The organism is Nocardiopsis moroccensis (genome assembly GCF_055763695.1).
Genome location: NZ_CP199747.1, coordinates 4,039,936 through 4,062,539, shown reverse-complemented (window position 1 = coordinate 4,062,539; position 22,604 = coordinate 4,039,936). Strand labels below are relative to the sequence as shown.

18 protein-coding genes are annotated in these 22,604 nt (G+C 71.0%); 9 read left to right on the top strand and 9 right to left on the bottom strand.

The genetic code is table 11. From position 1 onward, the window contains the following. Window positions 1–29 precede the first annotated feature (29 nt). Together ACUKCB_RS18055 and ACUKCB_RS18050 are read right to left on the bottom strand one after the other, a co-directional pair. Window positions 30–1,262, bottom strand: coding sequence for a winged helix-turn-helix domain-containing protein (locus ACUKCB_RS18055; RefSeq protein WP_473036776.1), 1,233 nt, complete (start codon window positions 1,260–1,262; stop codon window positions 30–32). A gap of 57 nt (window positions 1,263–1,319) precedes the next feature. Further along, window positions 1,320–3,272 carry an acyl-CoA dehydrogenase family protein gene (locus ACUKCB_RS18050; RefSeq protein ID WP_473036775.1) on the bottom strand — a complete coding sequence of 651 codons (1,953 nt, stop codon included), beginning with the start codon at window positions 3,270–3,272 and terminating at the stop codon, window positions 1,320–1,322. Window positions 3,273–3,617: 345 nt separating this feature from the next. On the opposite strand from ACUKCB_RS18050, the gene ACUKCB_RS18045 reads away from it, so the two are divergent. After that, window positions 3,618–4,442 carry an exodeoxyribonuclease III gene (locus ACUKCB_RS18045; protein ID WP_473036774.1) on the top strand — a complete coding sequence of 275 codons (825 nt, stop codon included), beginning with the start codon at window positions 3,618–3,620 and terminating at the stop codon, window positions 4,440–4,442. Between the two features lie 32 nt (window positions 4,443–4,474). After that, window positions 4,475–5,386, top strand: coding sequence for a ribokinase (locus ACUKCB_RS18040; protein ID WP_473036773.1), 912 nt, complete (start codon window positions 4,475–4,477; stop codon window positions 5,384–5,386). A gap of 48 nt (window positions 5,387–5,434) precedes the next feature. Here ACUKCB_RS18040 and ACUKCB_RS18035 read toward each other — a convergent pair whose 3' ends face one another. Next, on the bottom strand, window positions 5,435–6,040 hold the full coding sequence (locus ACUKCB_RS18035) for a YceI family protein (RefSeq protein ID WP_473036771.1): 606 nt from the start codon (window positions 6,038–6,040) through the stop codon (window positions 5,435–5,437). Window positions 6,041–6,374: 334 nt separating this feature from the next. Then, complete coding sequence (argS, locus tag ACUKCB_RS18030; protein WP_473036769.1) at window positions 6,375–8,120, bottom strand: arginine--tRNA ligase; 1,746 nt, start codon at window positions 8,118–8,120, stop codon at window positions 6,375–6,377. Between the two features lie 98 nt (window positions 8,121–8,218). On the opposite strand from argS, the gene ACUKCB_RS18025 reads away from it, so the two are divergent. Beyond that, on the top strand, window positions 8,219–8,662 hold the full coding sequence (locus tag ACUKCB_RS18025; RefSeq protein WP_473036768.1) for a protein-tyrosine phosphatase family protein: 444 nt from the start codon (window positions 8,219–8,221) through the stop codon (window positions 8,660–8,662). An 11-nt stretch (window positions 8,663–8,673) separates the two neighbouring features. Here the strand turns inward: ACUKCB_RS18025 and plsX are convergent, their stop codons facing one another. Further along, complete coding sequence (plsX, locus tag ACUKCB_RS18020; protein WP_473036767.1) at window positions 8,674–9,756, bottom strand: phosphate acyltransferase PlsX; 1,083 nt, start codon at window positions 9,754–9,756, stop codon at window positions 8,674–8,676. Window positions 9,757–10,211: 455 nt separating this feature from the next. Between plsX and ACUKCB_RS18015 the strand changes: the two genes are divergently transcribed. After that, entirely contained in the window at window positions 10,212–11,555 is a 1,344-nt protein-coding gene (locus ACUKCB_RS18015) for a KamA family radical SAM protein (RefSeq protein ID WP_191269104.1), read from the top strand. 208 nt (window positions 11,556–11,763) lie between these two features. Here the strand turns inward: ACUKCB_RS18015 and ACUKCB_RS18010 are convergent, their stop codons facing one another. Then, window positions 11,764–11,997, bottom strand: a complete 234-nt coding sequence (locus ACUKCB_RS18010; protein ID WP_191268812.1) for a DUF397 domain-containing protein — start codon at window positions 11,995–11,997, stop codon at window positions 11,764–11,766. Window positions 11,998–12,454: 457 nt separating this feature from the next. Continuing rightward, a complete protein-coding gene (locus ACUKCB_RS18005) occupies window positions 12,455–13,357 on the bottom strand; it encodes a helix-turn-helix domain-containing protein (RefSeq protein ID WP_473041063.1) in 903 nt (300 codons plus the stop codon). Window positions 13,358–13,657: 300 nt separating this feature from the next. Between ACUKCB_RS18005 and ACUKCB_RS18000 the strand changes: the two genes are divergently transcribed. Both ACUKCB_RS18000 and ACUKCB_RS17995 read left to right on the top strand, forming a co-directional pair. After that, window positions 13,658–14,209, top strand: a complete 552-nt coding sequence (locus tag ACUKCB_RS18000) for an ATP-binding protein (RefSeq protein WP_473036766.1) — start codon at window positions 13,658–13,660, stop codon at window positions 14,207–14,209. Window positions 14,210–14,355: 146 nt separating this feature from the next. After that, a complete protein-coding gene (locus tag ACUKCB_RS17995; RefSeq protein ID WP_473036765.1) occupies window positions 14,356–14,718 on the top strand; it encodes an STAS domain-containing protein in 363 nt (120 codons plus the stop codon). Between the two features lie 129 nt (window positions 14,719–14,847). Here the strand turns inward: ACUKCB_RS17995 and glmS are convergent, their stop codons facing one another. Beyond that, the gene (gene glmS / locus ACUKCB_RS17990) at window positions 14,848–16,701 is read right to left on the bottom strand and encodes a glutamine--fructose-6-phosphate transaminase (isomerizing) (RefSeq protein WP_473036764.1); all 1,854 of its coding nucleotides are present in this window, start codon (window positions 16,699–16,701) and stop codon (window positions 14,848–14,850) included. A gap of 332 nt (window positions 16,702–17,033) precedes the next feature. On the opposite strand from glmS, the gene coaA reads away from it, so the two are divergent. Then, window positions 17,034–17,939, top strand: a complete 906-nt coding sequence (gene coaA / locus ACUKCB_RS17985; RefSeq protein ID WP_473041062.1) for a type I pantothenate kinase — start codon at window positions 17,034–17,036, stop codon at window positions 17,937–17,939. Window positions 17,940–18,121: 182 nt separating this feature from the next. Further along, the gene (locus tag ACUKCB_RS17980; protein ID WP_473036763.1) at window positions 18,122–20,338 is read left to right on the top strand and encodes a HelD family protein; all 2,217 of its coding nucleotides are present in this window, start codon (window positions 18,122–18,124) and stop codon (window positions 20,336–20,338) included. Window positions 20,339–20,420: 82 nt separating this feature from the next. Here the strand turns inward: ACUKCB_RS17980 and ACUKCB_RS17975 are convergent, their stop codons facing one another. Then, window positions 20,421–21,149, bottom strand: a complete 729-nt coding sequence (locus tag ACUKCB_RS17975) for a DUF998 domain-containing protein (RefSeq protein WP_473036762.1) — start codon at window positions 21,147–21,149, stop codon at window positions 20,421–20,423. A 238-nt stretch (window positions 21,150–21,387) separates the two neighbouring features. Here ACUKCB_RS17975 and ACUKCB_RS17970 point away from each other — a divergent pair, with 238 nt between their 5' ends. Then, complete coding sequence (locus ACUKCB_RS17970) at window positions 21,388–22,290, top strand: universal stress protein (RefSeq protein WP_473036761.1); 903 nt, start codon at window positions 21,388–21,390, stop codon at window positions 22,288–22,290. Window positions 22,291–22,604 lie beyond the last annotated feature (314 nt).

Here is a 22,604-nt window from a genome sequence, read left to right as displayed (position 1 = left end):
CGGCCCGCGCATTCGGGGCCGTTTCCGGATCACCTTCGGGGGGAGTCCAGCCCCTCGCCACCGACGCCGTTCTCCAGGCCCAGCCAGGCGGCCATCTCCTTCAGCTGCTCCACCAGTTCGGGCACGGTCTCGGCGGGGGCGTCCTCCTCCAGGGTGACCCGTCGGGCGAGCAGGGTGCCCGAGGCGCGGTCGGCCTTGAGGTCGACCCGGGCCACCAGGTCCTCGCCCAGCAGGAACGGCAGCACGTAGTAGCCGTGCACCCGCTTGGCGGCGGGCACGTAGATCTCCAACCGGTACCGGAAACCGAACAGCTCCTCGGCGCGGTCGCGCGTCCACACCAGTGAGTCGAAGGGGCTCAGCAGGGCGCGGGCGTCCACCCGGCGGGGGACGCGGGCGTCCTTGTGCAGGTAGGCGGGGCGGCCCCAGCCGCGCACGGTGACCGGGACGAGTTCCCCGGAGTCCACGAGGTCGGCGACGGCGGCACGGGACTCGCTCCCCTTGAGTCGGAAGTAGTCACGCAGATGGGGCTCGGTGGCGATCCCGTGGGCGCGGGCGGCGATCGCCACCAGCTCGCGGTGGGCCTCCTCCGGTGACGGGTGGGGCAGTGCGTGCACCTCGGCGGGCAGAACACGTTCGGGCAGGTCGTAGCGGCGCTCGAACTGGGTGTTGCGGCCGTTGGAGGTGAGGTCGCCGATCCAGAACAGGTACTCCAGGCACTTCTTGACCTCGGACCAGTTCCAACCCCAGTGGTCCTTGGCGCGCGGCACGTCGTGGGCCAGGGCGGCCTCGACCTCGCGGGCGGTGGCCGGACCGATCCGGGCCACTTCCTCGTGCACCGCCTTGACCAGTTCGGGCCTGTCCTCGCGGATGCCGTTCATCCACCCCACCCGCTCCTGGGCGCGGTTGCGTTCCATGCGGTACCGCATGAGGCGGTGGGTGGCGGGCGGTACCAGGCTCGCCTCGTGCGCCCAGCACTCGACCAGCCGCGCCGGGCTGTTGCCCGCCGTGGTGGTGGCGGCCCGGTCCAGCAGCGCGGGATCGTAGCCGCCCAACCGGGCGAACACGGGCAGGTACTGGCTGCGGGCCAGCACGTTCACGCTGTCGATCTGGAGCAGCCCCACTCGGCGCACGACGCGCGCCAGATGGGCGAGGGTGGGCTCGGAGCCGGGGCGCGGGTCGTGGAAACCCTGGGCGGCCAGGGCGATCCGACGGGCCTGGGACAGGGAGAACTCCGCGTCGCGGCGGGGGTGCGGTGCAGGCATCTGATCACCGTAGGCCCAGCCGACGACATTCCCGGGGACAGGATCCCCGGGCGGGAGTCAGCCCATCCGGCGGTGCTGGTCCTCCTTCTCGGAGGGGCCGGGTGCGGCCGGGGCGATCAGCGGACCGGGGAGCGACGGGTCGAGGACGCCCTCCTCCAGCCAGGTGTAGGAGTCGTCCATCAGGCGGCGGGCGAGCTTGCCGTCCAGCTCGTCGGTGTTGGACCACAGCCCCTCGAAGAGGGTGTCGATCCGTAGCCGGGCCTGGTGGCAGAACACGTCGGCCAGCTCGAACGGGGTGGTGTCGCGCTCGGGGTGCGCGTCCGTGTCGGCGCGGGCGCGTACGACCACGGCGCTCATCGCGAACAGTTCGGCGCCGATGTCCACCACACGCCCGAGGAAACCCTGTTTGACCTCCATCTTCCCCTGCCAGCGCGACATCGCGTAGAACGTGGACCGGGCCAGCCTGCGCGAGGAACGCTCGACGAAGCGCAGGTGGGCGGCGAGCGGTCCGAACTCCGCGAAGGCCGAGGGCACCTGTCCCTGGCCGACCACGAGGGTCGGCAGCCACCTGGCGTAGAACCCGCTCGCCCGGGCCACCGCGCGTGCCTTGTCGGACCGGCTGGTGTCGGGGTCGATGATGTCCCCGGCCACGGACAGGTGCGCGTCCACCGCCTCGCGGGCGATCAGGAGGTGCATGATCTCCGTGCTTCCCTCGAAGATCCGGTTGATCCGCAGGTCGCGCAGCAGTTGCTCGGCGGGCACCCCGCGCTCGCCGCGCGCGGCCAGGGAACCGGCGGTCTCGAAACCGCGCCCGCCGCGGACCTGGACGAGTTCGTCGGCGATCGTGTACGCCATCTCCGAGGCCCACAGTTTGGCGATGGCCGCCTCGATGCGGATGTCGTGCCGCCCGTCGTCGGCCATCTGGCTGGACAGGTCCAGCATGGCTTCCATGGCGTAGGTGGTGGCGGTGATGAGGGAGAGCTTCTTGGCCACCTCCTCGTGTCGGCCCACCGGTCGCCCCCACTGGACGCGTTCACGGGCCCACTCACGGGCGACCTTGGTGGCCCACTTGCCTCCGCCCGCGCACATGGCGGGCAGGGACAGGCGGCCGGTGTTGAGGGTGGACAGGGCGATCCGCAGCCCGTGCCCCTCCTTGCCGATCCGGTTGGCGGCGGGCACCCGCACCCGGTGCAGGCGGGTGACGCCGTTCTCCAGCCCCTTGAGCCCCATGAAGCGGTTGCGGTGTTCCACGGTGATCCCGGCCGAGTCGCCCTCGACGACGAAGGCCGTGACGCCGCCGCGGTGGCCGCGGCCCTCGGGCACACGGGCCATCACCACGAGGAGCTCGGCGACCACGCCGTTGGTGGTCCACAGCTTGACCCCGTCCAGCACGTACTCGGAACCGTCCTGCGCGGGCGTGGCCGTGCAGCGCAGCCGCGCCGGGTCGCTGCCGACGTCCGGTTCGGTGAGCAGGAACGCGCTGATCGCGCCTTCGGCGCAGCGGGGGAGGAAGGTGTTCCTCTGCTCCTCGGTGCCGAACATGGCGACCGGTTGGGGGACGCCGATGGACTGGTGCGCGGAGAGCAGGGCGCCGATCGCCGGTGAGACGGAGCCGACCAGCATCAGGGCGCGGTTGTAGTAGACCTGGGTGAGGCCGAGCCCGCCGTACTCGGCGGGGATCTTCATTCCGAACGCGCCGATCCCGCGCAGGGCCGCGATGGTCTCGTCGGGGATGCGCTCCTGGAGTTCGATCTGCTGGGGGTCGATGCCCTCGCAGACCTGCCGTAGCTCGGCGAGGAAGGCCTCACCGCGCCGACGGGAGGGTTCGTCGGGTTCGGTGAGGGGGTGGATCAGGTCCAGGCGCAGGCGGCCCAGGTACAGCTCCTTGGCGAAGCTGGGCTGGCTCCAACCGCTCTCCCGGGCCTGTTCGGCCACCTGGCGTGCCCTGCGTTCGTCGACCTCGGGTTCGGGGTCCTGGTTGGTGCCGGAAGCGGGTTCGACCGTCGACATGGGCGCGTTCACCTCACTGAGGGAATGGCGGTTGTGGTCCGTGTCACAGCCGTACCCGTGGTCGTGGTGTCTGACGCCCGTTGCCGTCAACCGGCCCCCGCCGTCCCGTGCGGTCCGGTTCGACGGAGTCCCTGATCACGGCTCCGCGGGCGGTTTTCTCCCCATTTCCGGGGAAAAACCTTGCGCGCAATGCGAACCGTTTGGGTGGGTCGGCCGTCCAACGGGGCGCGACGGAAACCAACCGTGCATGTGCCGGGAGTCGCCGAACCCCGGTGCGGAGGACGGCCGCACCGGGGTTCCTCCGTGTCCGGCCAGGTCGTCGGCGCGATCCTCTAGCCTTTGGCTGTGCGTATCGCGACATGGAATGTGAACAGTGCCCGTGCCAGGGCCGAACGGATCGGCGACTGGTTGGACCGGAGCGAGATCGACGTCCTCGCCGTCCAGGAGACCAAGGCCCGTGACCACCAGTTCCCCGAGTCGGTCTTCACCGACCGCGGGTACGAGGTCGCCCACCACGGCCTCTCCCAGTGGAACGGGGTCGCGATCGCCTCGCGCGTGGGGCTGGAGGACGTCCGGATCGGCTTCCCCGGCCAGCCCGGCTACGGGGATCCCGAGGAGCCCGAGGCCCGCGCCATCGCCGCCACCTGCGGCGGCGTCCAGGTGTGGAGCCTGTACGTGCCCAACGGCCGCGAGGTCGACCACCCCCACTACGCCTACAAGCTTCGCTGGCTGGAGGCCCTGCGCCAGGCGGGCGCCGAGAGCCTGGCACAGGACCCCGAGGCGCAGATCGCCTACACCGGCGACTTCAACATCGCCCCGCAGGACGAGGACGTGTGGGACCCGGCCGCCTTCGAGGGGCTCACCCACGTCACCGAACCCGAACGGGCCGCCTTCGCCGGGCTGGTCGACGCCGGTTTCGCCGAGGTGGTGCGCGATCACACCCCCGGCCCCGGTGTGTACACCTACTGGGACTACAAAGGGCTGGCCTTCCCCAAACGCAAGGGCATGCGCATCGACTTCGTGCTGGCCTCGCCCGCGCTCCGGGCCAGGGTGAGTGGCGCGAGCATCGACCGTGAGGAGCGCAAGGGCAAGGGCGCCTCCGACCACGCCCCGGTCATCGTCGCCCTTGACGGTGCCGACAGCCGGCCGGTCGAGCGGCCCAGGAAGTGAGCGGAACAGTGAGCAGCGAAGTGGGTTCCCGGATGAGTACCGAAGCGGACGCGGCGCCGCGCCTGGCCGTCCTCGGCAGCGTGAACATGGACCTGGTGGCCTACGTGGACGAGGTGCCGGACGGCGGTGAGACCGTCACCGGCACCGGTTTCCGGCAGGTTCCCGGCGGCAAGGGTGCCAACCAGGCGGTGGCGGCCGCGCGGGCCGGGGCCGAGGTGGCCTTCCTCGGCGCTGTCGGTGACGACGCCTTCGGCAGCGAACTGCGTGCCAACCTGGCCCGGAGCGGGATCGACGCCACCGGACTGCGCACGGTTCCCGGGGTGTCCGGGATCGCGCACATCGTCGTGGACGGCCACGGCGGCAACCGCATCATCGTCGTGCCCGGTGCCAACGGCGAGGCCGGGGTGGCCGAGGGCGACGAGGCTCTGGTGAGCGGAGCCGCGGCCTTGCTGCTCCAACTGGAGCTGCCGATGGCCGCGGTGGTGGCCGGCGCTCGTCTGGGCCGGGGCCTGGGCGTACCGGTCTATCTGACGCCCGCCCCCGCCCGGGAGCTGCCCGAGGAACTCCTGGAGAACGTGGACGTCCTGGTCCCGAACCAGCACGAGGCCGCCGCGATCACCGGGCACACCGAACCGCGCGCCGCTCTGGCGGCGCTGCTGGAGAGGGTTCCCGAGGTGCTGCTGACGCTCGGCGAGGACGGGTCGCTGTACGGGCGCCGGGGCGAGGAGCCGGTCCACGTTCCGGCGCGCCGGGTGGAGGCGGTGGACACCACGGCGGCCGGCGACACCTTCTGCGGTTCGTTCGCGGTCGCCAGGGCGCAGGGACGGACTCCGCGTGCGGCGATGGAGTTCGCCGCGGCCGCTGCCGCGATCTCCGTGGGACGGCACGGAGCCAGCTCGTCGATGGCCTCGCGGGACGAGGTCGAGGCCCTGCTCAGGGGCTGAGGCGCGGGACCGCCGTGTGTGGTCGGGCACGTGCTCCGGGCGGTGCGCTCAGGGCGTGTGTCCGATCTGCTCGAGGAACGGCGCGGGGTCCTGGTTCTGGAGGCGGACCTCCAGCACGATGTCGACGGTGTCGCCGACGATACGGCCGCCCCAGGGGGTGCCGCCGCCGTCGCCGACCCCGAAGTCGGCCAGGCTGATCTGGGTCGTGGCGGAGAAGAAGTGGCCGTGGGTGTCGTCCGGGGAGCCCAGGTCGGGGGCTTCGCCGACCCACTCGGAGTTCAGGACCACGGGCACGGTCGTGCCGTGCAGTTCGAGGTCGCCGTGCAGGCGGAAGGAGTTCTGTCTCCTGACCGGCTCGACGCCGGTGGAGGTGAAGCGGATCCGGGGGTGGTGGTCCACGTCCAGGAAGTCGGCGGAGCGCAGGTGCGCGTCGCGGGCGTTGACCCCGGTGTTGAGGCTCGCCGCGTCGATGACGACCTCCACCGAGGACCGCGTGGGGTCCTCGGCCACGTGGACCTGTCCCTCGGCCTGGCCGAAGGCGCCCTGGACCCGGCCGAAGCGCAGGTAGTGGGCGACGAAGATCAGACTGGAGTGCAGCGGGTCGAGGTGCCAGGTACCGGTGCCCGGGCCGAACCTCGTCGGAGCGGATGTCATGGGCAATAACTCCCTTTTGTCCGATGTAAGACATTGGTCAGCACACTTTAGGTCCGCCCCCTGACCACGACCCTGGGTTCCGCTCCGACCTGCGGAGAGACATTCGACTCGCCTTGCCCGGGAAGTCCCGGAACCGCCTCTGGCACGGCGGATCACCCCTTGCCGGAGGGCCTCGGACAGCCAGGGGGATTTCGGTCACGGTCGGGTCCGGCCGCCCCGTCAGCACGGACACGCGATCGGCTGCACGGACACACGAAGGGAGGGCCGGGGGCGCACTGCCCCGGCCCTCCCGAGTTCGACCGGTCGGCGGGCCCGTGCGGCCCGCCCCGGTCCGCTACATGTGCTCGGGCGATTCCACGCCGAGCAGGTCCAGCCCCTGGACCAGCACGCGCAGCGCCACGGAGACCAGCGCCAGCCGCGACTCGCGCTCGGCATCGGTCCCGGCGGTCAGCACCGGGCAGTGCTCGTAGAAGACCGTGAGGCTCTGCGCCAGCTCGAACAGGTACGTGGCCAGGCGGTGCGGCTGGAGGAGGTCGCCGACCTGCGCCACCACGGCACCGAAGCCCAGCAGCTTGAGCGCGAGCTCGCGCTCGGCGTCCTCGGACACGGTGATCCGGCCGTCGATCCGCTGCGGGTCCACCCCGCCCTTGCGGAAGATGGACCGGATCCGGGCCTGCGCGTACTGCAGGTACGGCCCGGTGTTGCCGGTCAGCGCCAGCATGCGGTCGAAGTCGAAGACGTACTCGGTGTCGTGCGAGACCGACAGGTCCGCGTACTTCACCGCGCCGATGCCGACCTTGTAGGCGATCTCCGCCTGGCTCTCGGCGTCCAGGTCGGGGCGGTTCTGGGCGACCACGGTCGCGGCCCGCTCGATCGCCTCGCCCAGCAGCGCCATCAGCCGGACCGGCGCGCCGCTGCGGGTGCGCAGGATCTTGCCGTCGCTGCCCAGCACGTTGCCGATCTGCACGTGCGTGGTCTCCACGCCCTCCGGCAGCCACCCGGCCTTGCGGGCGGTGGCCCAGACCATCTTGAAGTGCATGGCCTGCGGGGCGCCGACCACGTACAGGATGCGGTCGGCCTTGAGGTCGTCCACCCGGTACCGGACGGTGGCCAGGTCCGTGGTGGCGTAGCCGTAGCCGCCGTCACTCTTGCGGATGATCAGCGGAACCGGCTTGTCCTCGCGGCCGGTGAAGCCGTCCAGGAACACGCACAGGGCGCCGTCGCTGACCTCGGCGATGCCCTTGGCCTCCAGCTCCTCGCACACGTCGGCGAGCATCGCGTTGTAGCTGCTCTCACCGGCCAGGGCCTCGTCGTCGAGGGTCACACCGAGCTTGGCGTACACCTTGTTGAAGTAGACCCTGGACAGGTCCACCAGCTTGCGCCACAGGCGCAGCGTCTCCTCGTCGCCGCCCTGCAGGGCGACCACCCGGCGGCGCGCACGGGCGGCGAAGTCGTCCGGGTCCTCCCCCGCGGAGTCGAACTTGGTCCGGGCCGCCTGGTAGAAGGCGTTCGGGTCGGTGGTGAGCAGGTCGGCCTCGGCGGACTCCTCGCCGACCTCCAGCAGATGCTCGATGAGCATGCCGAAGGGGGTGCCCCAGTCACCGATGTGGTTCTGCCGGATGACGTTGTGGCCCAGGAACTCCAGGGTTCGGGCCAGGGAGTCGCCGACCACCGTGGTGCGCAGGTGCCCGACGTGCATCTCCTTGGCCACGTTGGGCGCGGAGTAGTCGAGCGGGATGTTCAGGCGCTCCTGCACGGGCACGCCCACGCGGGGGTCGTCGAGGAGCCGGCGGGTCTGGTCGGCGATCCAGTCCTCGCGCAGCGTGAGGTTGATGAAACCCGGACCGCTGACCTCGACGTCACGGCAGACGTCGGACACGTCGAGGTGCTCCATGATCGCCGCGGAGACCTCGCGGGGCTTTCGGCCCAGGCGCTTGGCGAGCGCGAGTGCGGCGTTCGCCTGGTAGTCAGCGAACTGGGACGGGCGGATGACGGGGTCGGTGTCGGCGAACTCGGGGCCGAAGGCGGCGCCGAGAGCGGACTGGACCCGTCGCGAGAGTACTTCCTGCGGGTCGGCCATGGTGCTAAGCCTACCGACCGGCCGTGCCCTTCCAGCCAGTCGTTTACCGGGCCGCATCGCTCCCCTACGGGGCCGTGGCGGCCCGATATCTTCTTCCGATGAGTGATCGCAAGAGTGATCCGTGGCAGCCGGGGGCCGCCGGGCTGATGAGGCTGCCCTCGGGCCGGGTCGTCCGCGGCCGGGGGCTGGGGTACCCGCTGCCGGAGGGGCCCGGGCCCCAGTTCGCCCTGTACCTGTTGGGCCACGAGCCGCCGACGTTCCCGTGGACGTACCACTGGGTGCGCTGGGAGGACTTCGGACTGCCCACCGACGCCGCCGACGCCAGGGCCCGGTTCCGCCAGGCCCTGGAACGGGCCGGGCGGAACCGGGTGGAACTGGCCTGCCTGGGCGGTCGCGGCCGCACCGGGACGGCGCTGTCCTGTCTGGCGGTGCTGGACGGGCTCCCCGCCGGGGAAGCCGTGTCCTACGTGCGCGAGCACTACTCCCCGCACGCGGTGGAGACCCCGGAGCAGGAGGCCTACGTGCGCGCCTTCAGACCCTGACCGGGTCCCGGTCAGCGGTCCTCGCTGCGGCGGTGCAGCCAGTTCGGGGAGCGGGGGTGCACCCTCCGGCGGATCTGGTCGACCAGGCGGCCGCCCGACAGGTCGTGGGCGAGCCGGCAGGCGTGCGCGATGCCCTCGGGGTGGCTGTCGCCGTGCGCGATGACCACCGTGCCGGTCAGGCCGAGCAGGGCGGCGCCGCCGTAGGTCTCGCTGTCGAACCGCTCGCGCAGCCTCCTCAGGGCGCCGCGCTGGAGCAGCGCACCAGCCTTGGCCGCGGTGGACGAGGTGAGCGCCTCCCTGACGGCGTCCATGGTGAAGGCGGCGGTCCCCTCGATGGTCTTGAGGGCCACGTTGCCGCTGTGGCCGTCGGTGACGACCACGTCGACCTTCCCGGAGAGCAGGTCGTTCCCCTCGATGTTGCCGCGGAAGTCCATGGTCTCGGAGCCCTCCGCGGCGCCGGCGAGCAGCTCACCGGCCCTGCGGATCAGCTTGTTCCCCTTGCCCGGCTCCGAACCGATGTTCAGCATGCCCACCCGGGGCCGCTCCACGCCGAAGGCGGTCTGCGCGTAGGCACAGCCCAGGTGCGCGAACTGGACCAGCATCTCCGGTTTGGCGTCGGCGTTGGCCCCGGCGTCCACCATGATGGTGGGCACCCTTCCGGTGGGAAGGGTCACGGCCAGGGCCGGGCGCAGCACGCCCGGCTGGGTGCGCAGCCGGACCGTGGAGGTGGCCACGATCCCGCCGGTGGACCCGGCGGACACCAGCGCGTGGGCGTCGCCCCGGCGGATCAGCCGGCAGGCCACCGCGGCGCTGGAGCGGGGACGCCGCCAACTGGCCAGGGCCCCTTCGTGCATCGCGATGTCGTCCTCGGCGTGGACCACCGGGATGTCGCGCAGCGCACCCTGCTCGGCGAGTATCGCGGCGATCTCGGTCCGCCGCCCCACGAGCAGGACGCGCAGGCCCAGCTCGCGCACGGCCCTGACGGCACCGTGCACGATCTCCTGGGGGGCGTTGTCGCCGCCCATGGCGTCCACCGCGATGATCGGCGGTGACGTGCGCGGGGCCGGGGCGTCCGCGTCGGGAGTGCCAGTCACTGCTTCCTCACACGGTCGGTCGGTGTTGGTGGGTGGGGTCTGCGGGGCGGGGTAGTGTGTGCCGTTCGCACGCTTTCGGGTGTGTTTGCGGCAGGGGCGAGCGAGCCCCCGCCGGGCCGCGCTGGATGGTGTGGTGACACGCTATCGGGTCGCCCCCGCTCCGCCCGCGGACGGCACGTTCCCGCGCCCGCCTGCGCCCATGCGAGGATACTTGCAGTATGTCCAGGTCAGGGCTGGATATTGCGCAAGGTGGGTACAAATCCCCTAGTCGGGGTATATCCGCTCGCTGGCTCGGTCGCCCGAAAAGCCCCGAGCGCAGACGACAACCAAATTTTCATCCCACGGTGGTCCCCCGGTACCCGTATGCCGGAACCGCCGGATCAGGGCTGCCCTCCTCCCAGGGGAGGCCCCTGGTGAACCAGCAGGAGAGGAGAGGCGTGAGCGTTACGCCTGACGTGGCACAGTCCCCGTCCGCCGGACGTCGGTTTCGTGCCTACACGACGAAACACCTTGACGAGCTCACGGCGCGAGCCGGTCTCGCGGCTGACGAGCAGCTCGCGGTCAAGGCGGTGGCCCATGTGCTTCCGTTCCGGGTCAACAGCTACGTCATCGATGAGCTGATCGACTGGGACGCCGCTCCCGACGATCCGATCTACCGCCTGGTCTTCCCCCAGGCGGACATGCTGCCCCAGCACGATGTCTCCAGGATCGCCGACCTGCTGTCCGCGGGCGCGGGGCGCAAGGAGTTGAACGAGGCCGCCAACCAGGTCCGGGCCAAGCTCAACCCGCACCCCGCGGGCCAGATGGACCTCAACGTGCCCACCTCGGGCAACGAGGAGCCCATCCCGGGGATCCAGCACAAGTACAAGGAGACGGTGCTCTTCTTCCCGAAGCAGGGGCAGACGTGCCACGCGTACTGCACCTACTGCTTCCGCTGGGCGCAGTTCGTCGGCGACGCCGACCTGAAGTTCGCCTCCGGTGAGATCGACCAGATGGTCGACTACGTGCGCTCGCACCCCGAGGTCACCAGCGTCCTGTTCACCGGCGGCGACCCGATGATCATGGGTGAGGGGGTCATCTCCCGCTACATCGAGCCGCTGCTGGAGATCGAGCACCTGGAGGCCATCCGGATCGGGACCAAGGCGCTGGCCTACTGGCCGCAGCGCTTCACCACCGACCCGGACGCGGACGACACGCTCCGTCTGTTCGAGAAGGTCGTGGCCTCGGGCAAGAACCTCGCGTTCATGGCCCACTTCTCGCACCCGAACGAGATGAACTCCGAGCTCGTGCAGGACGCCGTGCGCCGGATCCGCGCCACGGGGGCGGTCATCCGCACCCAGGCACCGCTGATCCGCACGATCAACGACGACTCGGCCACCTGGGAGAGCATGTGGCGGACGCACCTGCGCCACGGCATGGTGCCCTACTACATGTTCGTCGAGCGCGACACCGGTCCGCAGGACTACTTCGCGGTGCCGCTGGCCGAGGCCTACGACATCTTCCGCGGTGCCTACCAGCGGGTCTCGGGCCTGGCCCGGACCGTGCGGGGTCCGTCGATGTCGGCGACGCCGGGCAAGGTGTGCGTGGACGGTGTGACGGAGATCTTGGGAGAGAAGGTCTTCGTCCTGCACTTCATCCAGGCGCGTGATCCGGAGCTGGTCGGCAAGCCCTTCTTCGCCAAGTACGACGAGAAGGCCGCCTGGCTGTTCGACCTGAAGCCGGCGCTGGGCGCCACCCACTTCCCGTGGGAACAGGCCCCGGTCGGCGACAACGGTCTGGTCGACCCCACCCGCCTCTAGGGCGGGGGCCGCGAAGCGGCCGGTAGTAAAACGGGCGGAGCCCGGCACCTGGTGGGTGCCGGGCTCCGCTCGTGTCCGCTCCGTGGACGGAAACAGGCCGCCGCGGGACGGGAGTGGACCGCGAGGCCCGACGGATCGGACACGTTTCCTGGGCTGGTCTGTCGGTGGGGGAAGGGCCCAGGGGTCAGGGGACGGAAGGGGCGCGGGGTCAGTCCAGGAGGGCGTCGAAGTCGCCGGTCTTGGCGCCGCGGACGAAGGCCCTGATCTCCGCCGGCGTGTACACGAGCGCGGGGCCCTCGGGGTCACGCGAGTTGCGTACGGCGATGTCTCCTCCGGGAAGCGTGGCGACCTCCACGCAGTTCCCGTCCGGATTGCTCCAACTGCTCTTGGTCCATGCGACCTTCAACCGGTCCGCGGGGACGCCGTTGTAGATCGGGTGCATCTCAACCTCCTGGAACTTCGGGGACGTGTGAGCGGGGTCCACAAGCGGCTCCAGTGCGCCGTACTCGTCGGGCTGGACCATCCTGACCTTCGCCCGCCGTGTCCCAGGACGGGCAGGGTCGTGCACGATTGATCCGTTCGTCCCCGTGCAAACCCAAAGCGTAGTGCATGCACGTGCATACGTGCTTGCATCAGTAAGTTCTCGCGGGCTGGCCGAGAGTGAACCCATGGTGGAACCGCATGTCACGCCTAACGCTTCGGGGGTCCCGGCGGTTCAGCGTTCCAGGATCGTTTCCCAGTCGTGGCCGAATGCGGACATGCCGACGGCCCCGAGGGCACTCAGGGCGTTCGCGGCCTCGCCCGGGGTTGCCGGTCCGGCCGGGTCGGTCCGGGGGCGGGGCGGGACCGGTGGCGGGGGCGCGTCCCCGGCGGGCGGGGACCGCTCGGGGCCTCGTCGGTCAGGAGCCGTAGCGTTCGAGGAAGCCTTCGAGGATCTCCTCGGTGGAGCCCGGCAGGGGGGCCTGGGTGGCGAGGTGGTCCATGGTCTGCGCGTAGCGGCTGGTGTCGTCGAACTTGTCGAAGTAGAGCGCGCTGCTCAGCTGCTCCAGGTAGACCACGTCGGGCAGTTGGGGGGTCGGGAAGCGCAGGATGCTGAACGGGCCGCCGGCGGCGGGGTGGCCACCCATGGCGAACGTGGCGATCTGGATGGTGATGTTGGGGCGGCGGGACATCTCCAGGAGGTGTTCGATCTGGCCGCGCATCACCTCTGCGTCACCGTAGGGCCGGTGCAGGACCGCCTCGTCGATGACCGCCCACAGGCGCGGCGGATCGCCCTCGGGCGAGGTGAAGCGCAGCTGGCGGCGCATGCGCATGTTCACGCGACTGTCCACCTCCTCGTCGGAGGTGGCCGTGCGCGAGAGTTTGATGACCGATCTGGCGTACCCCTCGGTCTGGAGCAGCCCGGGCACGAACTGCACCTCGAAGGTACGGATGACCGACGCGGCCTCCTCCAGGCCCACGTAGACGCCGAACCACTGGGGGAGCACGTCGCCGTACTTGTGCCACCAACCCTGCGCGTTGGCGCTGGAGATCATTCCGACCAGGGCCTCGCGCTGCTCGGGATCGTCCACTCCGTACAGTTTCAGCAGGTCGTCGACGTCCCGGTGCTTGAAACTGACCTGGCCCAGCTCCATGCGGCTGATCTTGGCGTGGGAGGCACGGATCGCGTATCCGGCGTCGTGCCGGGAAATGCCCTTCTCCTTGCGCAGGCGGCGCAGCTGGGTGCCGAGCAGAATGCGCAGCACGGTGGGGCCGCCACTGGAATTGGCGAGGAAATCCTGCGTGACCTGGTAGTTCGGCATTGGGTCGGCGACCACTTCGCCTCCCTGGGAGTGGTATTGGCGCGAGCGACCGCTCAGTATACCGATGTGGTTCTTCCGCGCCAGGCCCGGATCCGGCCCGGGAAGCGGGGAAGTGTGCCAACCGGAATCGCCGGTGAGCGGGGGGCGAATTCTTCGTGAGGGGGCCTACCGAAAGCAGGACAGAGTCCTATAGTCTTGCCGAACGTTGATCTGCACGTGCATCTGTGGCTTACGTATGTAACTAACGGGGCATAGCGGACAGGCAGGCGTGAACTCGAGGGTTTCCACGCGAGGAGAGAGATGAACACAGAGCTGATGCTCTCGGAGCTCGACGCCGGGGCATCCTGGAGCCACCCCCTCCCGGCGCAGGCGCCCGGAGGAGTGTCGGCCGGGCGCTGGGACCCCGCGCTCGGGCGGCTGGGGATCGGGGAGCGCACGCGTACCCTCGACGCCGCGGCCGCCTCCTACCGCGCGGTGCCGGACTCGGTCCGCTCCGCGCGTGAGTTCGGTGTCGAGAGCCTGTTCGCGTGGCGGATGCCGGAGTTGGCGGAGAACCTCCGGCTCGTCGTCTCCGAACTGGTCGGGAACGCCTGCAGGCACGCGGTCTCGGCCGACGGTCCCGAGCACACGCGCATCACCCTCCAACTGAGACCCCTGCCCGAACAGGGCACCGTGGTGTGCATGGTCGCCGATCCCAGTCCGCGGGGCCCGGTCCGGGTCGACGCGCACCATTTCGCGGAATCCGGCCGCGGGCTCAGCCTGATCGCCGCTTTCAGTCGGGAATGGGGCTGGGGCCCCGCCCTCGGGCACGGAAAGGTCGTGTGGGCGGTCTGCGCTTCTGATCCGCTCTGACGGATCCCCTGATCCCCGGAGGAGGGGCTGTTCCTGTGACTCGGACCGGTGGTGGAGTCCGCCGGGCCGAGTAGGCTGTCAAGGCATGTCGGCATTTGGCCGACGGCGGCAGAGAAACCCCCCGACCCCGAGCCCGGGAGTAAGGCGTGGCCGTACTGGATCCGTACCAGGAACGCTTCCGGTGCGACGGTATGACCGTCGTACACCTGAAGGGCGAAATCGATATCGCCACGGCCGAGGGCGTGTTCACCCGGCTGGCCTCGGCCGCACTCGACAACTGCACCGTCGTCGACCTGTCCGCGGTGGAATTCATCGACGCCTCGGGCGTCAACGCGCTGGTCGGCGCGGTCCGGTCCGCCACCGGCGCCCAGAACCACCTCCTGTTCGCGAGTCCGCCCCGGCAACTGCTCCGGATCCTGGACGTACTCGACCTGCACGGGGTGCTGCCGACCCACCACGACACCGCGGCCGCCTGTACCGCGCACCGCACCGACCACGCGGTGCACTGAGTTCGGAGCGCGCCGCTTCCCCGGACACCCGAGTGCCGTGGGCGCCCCCGGGAACACGGACGGGGCGCGCCGGGCGGGGACGTACCCTGCACCCGACACGCCCCGCACACCGGGGGACGCGGGCCCGGCCTACTCCACGGTCACGCTCTTGGCGAGGTTTCGCGGCTGGTCCACGTCGTTGCCCTTGGCCAGGGCGAGCTCGCAGGCGAAGACCTGCATGGGGATCGTCGAGACGATCGGCTGCAGCAGGGTCGGCACCGCCGGGATCTCGATGAGCACGTCCGAGTACGGCCGCACCGCCTCGTCGCCCTCCTCGGCGATCACGATGGTGCGGGCGCCGCGGGCGCGCACCTCCTGGATGTTCGACACGATCTTGTCGTGCAGCACGCTGCGCCCCTTGGGCGAGGGCACCACGACGACCACCGGCAGGCCCTCCTCGATCAGCGCGATCGGTCCGTGCTTGAGCTCGCCCGCGGCGAACGCCTCGGCGTGCATGTACGCCAGCTCCTTGAGCTTGAGCGCACCCTCCATCGCCACCGGGTAACCCACGTGGCGGCCGAGGAACAGCACGGTGTCCGCATCGGCCAGCGAACGGGCCAGCTCCCGGACGGGCTCGACCGTGTCCAGGACCCTCTCGACCTGCTCCGGCATGGTGGCCAGCTGCGCGATCACGGCGTTGATCTCGTCGCCGAACTTCATCCCGCGAACCTGGGCCAGGTACAGGCCGACCAGGTAGCAGGCGGCCAGCTGGGTGAGGAAGGTCTTGGTGGCGGCCACCCCGACCTCCGGCCCGGCGTGCGTGTACAGCACGCCGTCGGACTCACGCGGGATCGTGGACCCGTTGACGTTGCAGATCGCCAGTACGCGGGCGCGCTGCTCGCGGGCGTAGCGGACCGCCATCAGGGTGTCCATGCTCTCGCCGGACTGCGAGATCGCGATGACCAGGGTCTGCTGGTCCAGGATCGGGTCGCGGTAGCGGAACTCGCTGGCGACCTCCACCTCGCAGGGGACCCGGCACCAGTGCTCGATCGCGTACTTGGCGATCAGACCCGCGTGGTAGGACGTGCCGCAGGCGATGATGACGACCTTCTCGACCGACCGCAGTTCCTCCGGGGTCAGTCGCATCTCGTCCAGGGAGAGCTGTCCCTCGACCGAGACCCGGCCCAGGAGGGTGTCGGCGACGGCCTTCGGCTGCTCGACGATCTCCTTGAGCATGAAGTAGTCGAAGCCGTCCTTCTCCGCCGCGGAGGCGTCCCAGTCGACGTGGTACTCGCGCACGTCCACGGGGTTGCCGTCGTAGTCGGTGACGACCACGGAGTCGGCGCGCAGCTCGACGACCTGGTCCTGGCCGAGCTCGACCGCGTCACGGGTGTGGGCGATGAACGCCGCCACGTCGCTGGCCAGGAAGTTCTCGCCCGTACCGCGGCCGACGACCAGCGGGGAGTTGCGGCGGGCCGCGACGACCAGGTCGGGGTCGTCGACGGAGATGGCGACCAGGGTGAAGGCGCCCTCCAGGCGCTTGCACACGTCGCGCATGGCCCCGGCGAGGTCACCGTCGCCGCGCCGGTCCAGCTCGGTGCTGAGCAGGTGGGAGGCGACCTCGGTGTCGGTCTCGGAGAGGAACTTGCAGCCCTGCTCCTCCAGTTCGAGCCGCAGGGCGGCGAAGTTCTCGATGATGCCGTTGTGGACCACCGCGACGCGGTGGTCGTTGTCGACGTGGGGATGGGCGTTCACGTCGTTGGGCGCGCCGTGCGTGGCCCAACGGGTGTGGCCGATCCCGGCGCCGTCACCGGAGACCGGACTCTTCTCCAGGGCCTGGCGCAGGTTGGCGAGCTTGCCCGCCCGCTTCTGTGAGCGCAGGGTTCCCTCGCCCAGCACAGCGATACCCGCGGAGTCATATCCGCGGTACTCCAACCTCGCGAGGCCGTCAACGACAACCTCAAGCGCCGGTTGCGGCCCGACGTAGCCAACGATTCCGCACATAGCCGCCAGCGTAAGCGAAAAGCCGTGTCGAATCGACCAACCAGTGCCCCATACCACTGGTTGTTTTCCCAGGTAACGGTATAGACCATTTGGTGCATCGGAACCAGACCGCGCAGGTGGGGGCCCAGGGCGGGCTCCGAGTGGAGCCGATTCCGCCTCCCCGGGGGCCGACCAAAAAAGCTTTCGTGTCGGCCGGATGAACGTGTGGTTTCCGGCACGTTCCGCTCCGGATCCGGGTAATGGGGGTACCGCCTGCCCGGAGCGGGGGAGCACCTCGTCTAGTGTGGTCAACCGTGTCTCACGCGACGAAGAACGGCATCTCCTCGCCGTACGTGGAACTGGACCGAGCGGCCTGGGCCGCCCTCCGGGCCTCCACACCCCTGTCCCTGACCGAGGCCGACCTCAGCGACCTGCGGGGTACCAACGACCCCACCTCGCTGGAAGAGGTGCGCGACATCTACCTGCCCCTGTCGCGGCTGCTCAACCTGTACGTGGGCGCCACCCAGCAGCGCCACGCCGCGGTACGCGCCTTCCTCGGCGAGGCCGACCGGCCCTCGCCGTTCATCATCGGTGTGGCGGGCAGCGTCGCCGTGGGCAAGTCCACCACGGCCCGCCTCCTGCGCTCCCTGCTCGCCCAGTGGCCCAACCACCCGGACGTCGAACTCGTCAGCACCGACAACTTCCTCCACCCGAACGCCGTCCTGCAGGCGCGCGGCCTCATGCGCCGCAAGGGCTTCCCGGAAAGCTACGACCGCCGGGCACTGGTCCGGTTCGTCTCGGAGATGAAGGCCGGGGCCGAGCGCCTGGAGATCCCCGTCTACTCCCACCTGCACTACGACGTGGTGCCGGGCGAGCGCCAGACCGTCCACCGCCCCGACATCCTCATCGTCGAGGGCATCAACGTGCTCCAGCCCGCGACCGCGGGCCGCCTGGCCGTCGCGGACTTCTTCGACTACTCCATCTACGTCGACGCCAAGGTCGCGAACATCCGCGACTGGTACCTCGACCGGTTCCGCGAACTGCGCCGCACCGCCTTCTCCGACCCGCGCTCCTACTTCCACCACATGGCCACGACCATCGAAGAGGACGAGGCCCTGGACTTCGCCGCCAACACCTGGCAGACCATCAACGAGGTCAACCTGGTGGAGAACATCCGCCCGACCCGCGGCCGGGCGACCCTCGTCCTGTTCAAGGGCGACGACCACCGCGTCAGCAGGGTCCGCCTCCGCAAGACCTGACGCGAACACCACCTCGGCACACCTCGCACCTCGGGTAGGATCGCCGGCTCGGCCTCGCCACCCCCCGGGGTCGTGGTGCGCGCTCATGGATCGGAACGAACCGGGCCTGTCAAGGCGACCGGGGCGGGACCGCGCGCACGCGCGAAGCCGCGTCCTGTCCCGCCGAAACCCGAGGTCCCGCCATGACCACGACCGATCCCACAGCCGTGCCCGCCGACCCCGAACTCCTCGCCGAACGCGAGGCCCTGCACGAGGCCCGCGCCGCCCTGCGCCGCATGCGCGAGGAGGTCGACGCCACCGAACTGCTCTTCGGTGACGCCGCCAAGGACAAGGTCACCGACGCCGCCCTGCGCCGCGGCCGCGAGCGCCGCCTGGCGGCTCTGGCCGACATCCCCGGCGCCCCCCTGTACTTCGGGCGCCTGGACTTCGAGCCCGGCACCGTCTTCCTCGACGAGGACGCCGACGACGGGGGCCCGTCCCCGGTCGGCCGGCCCGCCGACGAACCCGACCGGATCCACATCGGCCGCCGCCACGTCCACGACGGCCGGGGCCGCCCCGTGGTCCTGGACTGGCGCGCGCCCATCAGCATCGCCTACTACCAGGCGTCGCCCAGTGAACGGATGTCCGTGCGGGTCCGGCGCCGGTACGGTTTCGGGACCGTCACCGGCTCCGACGGCCTGCCCGAGTCCGTCCTGACCGCCTTCGAGGACGAGGACCTGCTCGTCGGCCCGGACGCGCCCGAGGCCTCCCTGGGCAGTGAACTCCTGAACTCGGAGATCGAGCGCCCCCGCACCGGGCCGATGCGCGACATCGTCGCCACCATCCAGCCCGAACAGGACGCGCTGGTCCGCGCCCCGTTGGAGACCACCCTTTGCGTGCAGGGCGCCCCCGGCACCGGCAAGACCGCGGTCGGCCTGCACCGCATCGCCTTCCTGCTCTACAGCGAGCGTGAACGGCTCTCCCGGTCCGGTGTGGCGATCATCGGACCCAACCGGTCCTTCCTGTCCTACATCCGGGACGTGCTCCCCGCCCTCGGCGAGGTGGACGTCCACCAGACCACCGTCCGCGAACTCCTCACCCGGGACCTGCCGGAGCGCCTGCGACCCGCCCAGGGATGGGTGCGCCGCACGGAGGCCCCCGAGGCCGCGCGCACCAAGGGGTCCGCGGTGATGGCCGAAGTGCTCCGCCGCGACCTGTGGGCCCACCTGCGGCCCCCGGAGGAGACCGTGATGGTGCGCCGGGGCTCGCGCCGCTGGCGCCTGTATCCGGAGGACGTGCGCCCGCTCCTCGACGAGCTCGCGGCGCGCGGTGTCGCCTACGGGTCCGGCCGCGAACTCCTGTCGCACCGCATGGCGCACGCGATCCTGACCCTGATGGAGGCCGAGGGCGAGGTCTGCGACGACCGCACCCACGCCCAGGTCCGCCGGGACCCGGCGGTGCGCGCCGCGGTCACCGCCCTGTGGCCCAAGGTCGAGCCGCTCAGGCTGGTGCTCGGCCTGCTCACCGACCCCGGGCGCCTGGCCCGCGCCGCCGGGGGGCTGCTCACCACGGAGGAGCAGCAGGCCCTGCTCCTGCCGGGGAAACCGCGTGGTCCCAGAACCGCGAAGTGGTCGGAGGAGGACCTGGCCCTGGTCGACGAGGCCGCGGCGCTGATCGAACGCCCCTCCGGGCTGGGGCACGTCGTCGTCGACGAGGCCCAGGACCTGAGCCCGATGCAGTGCCGGGCGGTCGGACGGCGCGCGGGCGCGGGTTCTCTCACGGTGCTCGGCGACATCGCCCAGGGCACGAGTCCGTCGGCGGCCCGGAACTGGTCGACGCTCATGGAACACCTGGGCAAGCCCACCGGTCACCTGCACACCCTGGACCGGGGGTACCGGGTCCCCGCGCAGATCATCGACTTCGCCGCCCGCCTGCTGCCCACGATCGCCCCGCTTCCGCCCGCCGCGCCCGATCGCCCCGGGTCGGAGGCCTCAGGCTTCGGGTCCCATCCCTTCGCGCCGGTCGCGGTGCGCCGCTCACCCGGTGCGCTCCGGTTGCTCCCGGCCGCCGGGGAGATCGCCCCGGCCCTGGCACGGGGCTGTCGGGAGGCGCTCCGGGGGGAGGGGTCGGTGGGGCTGATCGCCGCCGACCACCAGCTCCCCGCGCTACGCGAGGCACTGGCCGCGGAGGGGCTGGACGCCCCGCTGCTCGGCGAGACCGGGATGGACACCGCCCGCCTGGTCGCCGTCCCGGCCAGTCTGGCCAAGGGGCTGGAGTTCGACGCGGTGGTGGTCGCCGAGCCGGCCGCCATCGTCGAGGCCGAGGAGCGCGGCGCGAACCGGCTGTACGTGGTGCTCACCCGCGCGGTCAGCACCCTGCACGTGGTGCACGCCCGTCCCCTGCCCGCCGAACTCGCCTGAGCGGTCCGCGACGGCTCGGACCGGCGCCGTACTGGCGCCGGTCCGGGCGGACTTCAGACAGCGGTCCGGGTCGCGGCCTCCGTCAGTCGGCGGGGCGGGCGGTGCTCCGGTGCTCGCGGCGGCGCTTCCACTGTCCGGGCACGACCCCGACGGCCAGCAGCCACAGGGCGACGGTGACCAGGTGGGCCCGTTCGGCGAGACCGAGGGCGACACCGGGGGAGCCGTCCCCCGAAGAGGCGTACGCCAGGGCTGCCAGGACCAGGACGGCCGCGGCGGCCACCGCCTGCGCGAGGGTGATCAGCGCCAGGGCGGGCCAGGCGCGCTCCCGGGCCCGTCGCCGGTCCCGGGCCAGGGCAGCCGAGGCCAGCAGCGCGGACAGAACGGCGACCACGGCCAGGACGGTCTGTGTCACTGTCGCGCCCTGTGTCCCCTCCACCAGGGACTCCACCGCGCAGGCCGCGTCCGTGGACACGACGCACCGGCCGGGCAGCAGGGAGGCGGTGAGCGATGCGGCGCCGAACACGGCCATCGACCACCAGGAGACGGTCAGCCAGCTGTGGGGGCGTTTGGCGCCCAGGGTCAGGCCCAGTCCGGCGGCGAGGACGACCAGGATCGCGGCGGTCCGGTGCGCGCTGTCCAGCACCAGGCCGAGGGTGGAGTCGGGGTCGGCGAGGGCGCCCGTGGCGGTGTCCGGTCCACCGGGCAGGATGATCTCAAGGGTCCACATGCTGTAGACCACGGCGGCGACCACGGCGGCCACGCGGCCGTCCCGGTAGTCCCAGTGCAGTGTCGCGGTGTTCGAGTAAGGCATGGCGCCCCCAGTTTCCGCTGCTGACTCTTCTGTGTCTCTCGGACGCACCGGTACGCTTCCGCGTTCCCCACTCCGCCGGGACACCGCCCGTTCTGGGACCCTACGTCAGCCAACTCGCGTCGGCACTGTTATCCACGGGTGCGTGTTCACACGGCATCATCGTGGAACACAACGGGAACACGGGCTGGCGGGTCCGGGGACCGCGAGGGTACCGACGACCTACGGAAGGGCGCACGTGATGAACGGCGCAGCCACGGCACGATGGGTGATCGTGGGAGTGGACGGCACCGACTCCAGCAGGCACGCGCTGGAGTGGTCCGCGCACCAGGCCGTGCTGCGCGGTCTCGGGGTACGTATCGTCGCTGCGGCGAGCCCGCTGGCCACGGAGGACTTCGGGGTCTGGGACGAGGCGGAGGAGAACGACGGGGGCGGGCCGGGGGCGGGTGCCCGGCGGCTGCTCGACCACGCCCGCGACTGGGTGTTGCGGCTGTTCCCCGAACTCTCCGTCCAGACCCGCCTGTCCTTCTCCCGGCCCGCCGAGGCGCTGGTCACCGAGGCGGCCTCGCCCGGGGCGGTGGCGGTCGTGGTGGGCTCGCGCGGGCTGAGCGGGATCGCCGCGGCCTTCGTCGGCTCGGTGGGGATCGAACTGGCCGCCCGCGCGGCGGTGCCGGTGATCGTCCTGCCGAGGGACCACGCGGCCGCACACGGGGTCCGCAGCAGGGTGATCGTGGGGGTGGACGGCTCCGAACCCAGCCGCCGCGCCCTGGAGTTCGCCTTCTCCCAGGCGGAGTTCGCCGACACCGACCTGGTCGCGGTCAACGCCTGGCAGCCCCTGGTGGCCTTCGCGGCGGCGACCGGGCCGATCCCACCGGAGCTGTTCGACGACGCCACCGCCGCCGAGGCGGCCCGTCAGGCCCTGGACGAGGAGCTCGCCGACCTGCAGCTGTTCCACCCCGGGGTCCGGGTGCAGACACGGGTGGTGCGCGCCCACCCGGTGGTCGCGCTCCTGGAGGAGGCCACCCCGGCCGACCTCATCGTGGTGGGCTCGCGCGGCCGTGGGGGTTTCCGCGGCCTGCTGCTGGGCTCGGTCAGCCACTCGGTGCTGCACGGTGCGCGGGGCCCGGTCGCCATACTGCGCTGAGTCGCCGGACGGAGCCGCAGGGCGTTGCCGGGGCGGCCATCATTGGTCTAATCCGTTGGACCCGGCGGTCGACTTCTGCTGTGTGACGAACGGCACCGTGTGTTGGTGCTGGTGGGGCACTTGCCTGCAATGCAGGGAAAAGCGGACCCGAACAGCGCGGGAGCCCTGCCCGCGCGGGCACGTTCCGGCGCGACTTCGGGACGTCGAAAACCCTTGCTGTGCAGCGCAATCCGGCTTTCTGTGCCAACGCGTATAGACCACTGGGCTAGACCAATTGGTCAGTGTCGGCACTCGTCGTTCATGATTCGAGGGAT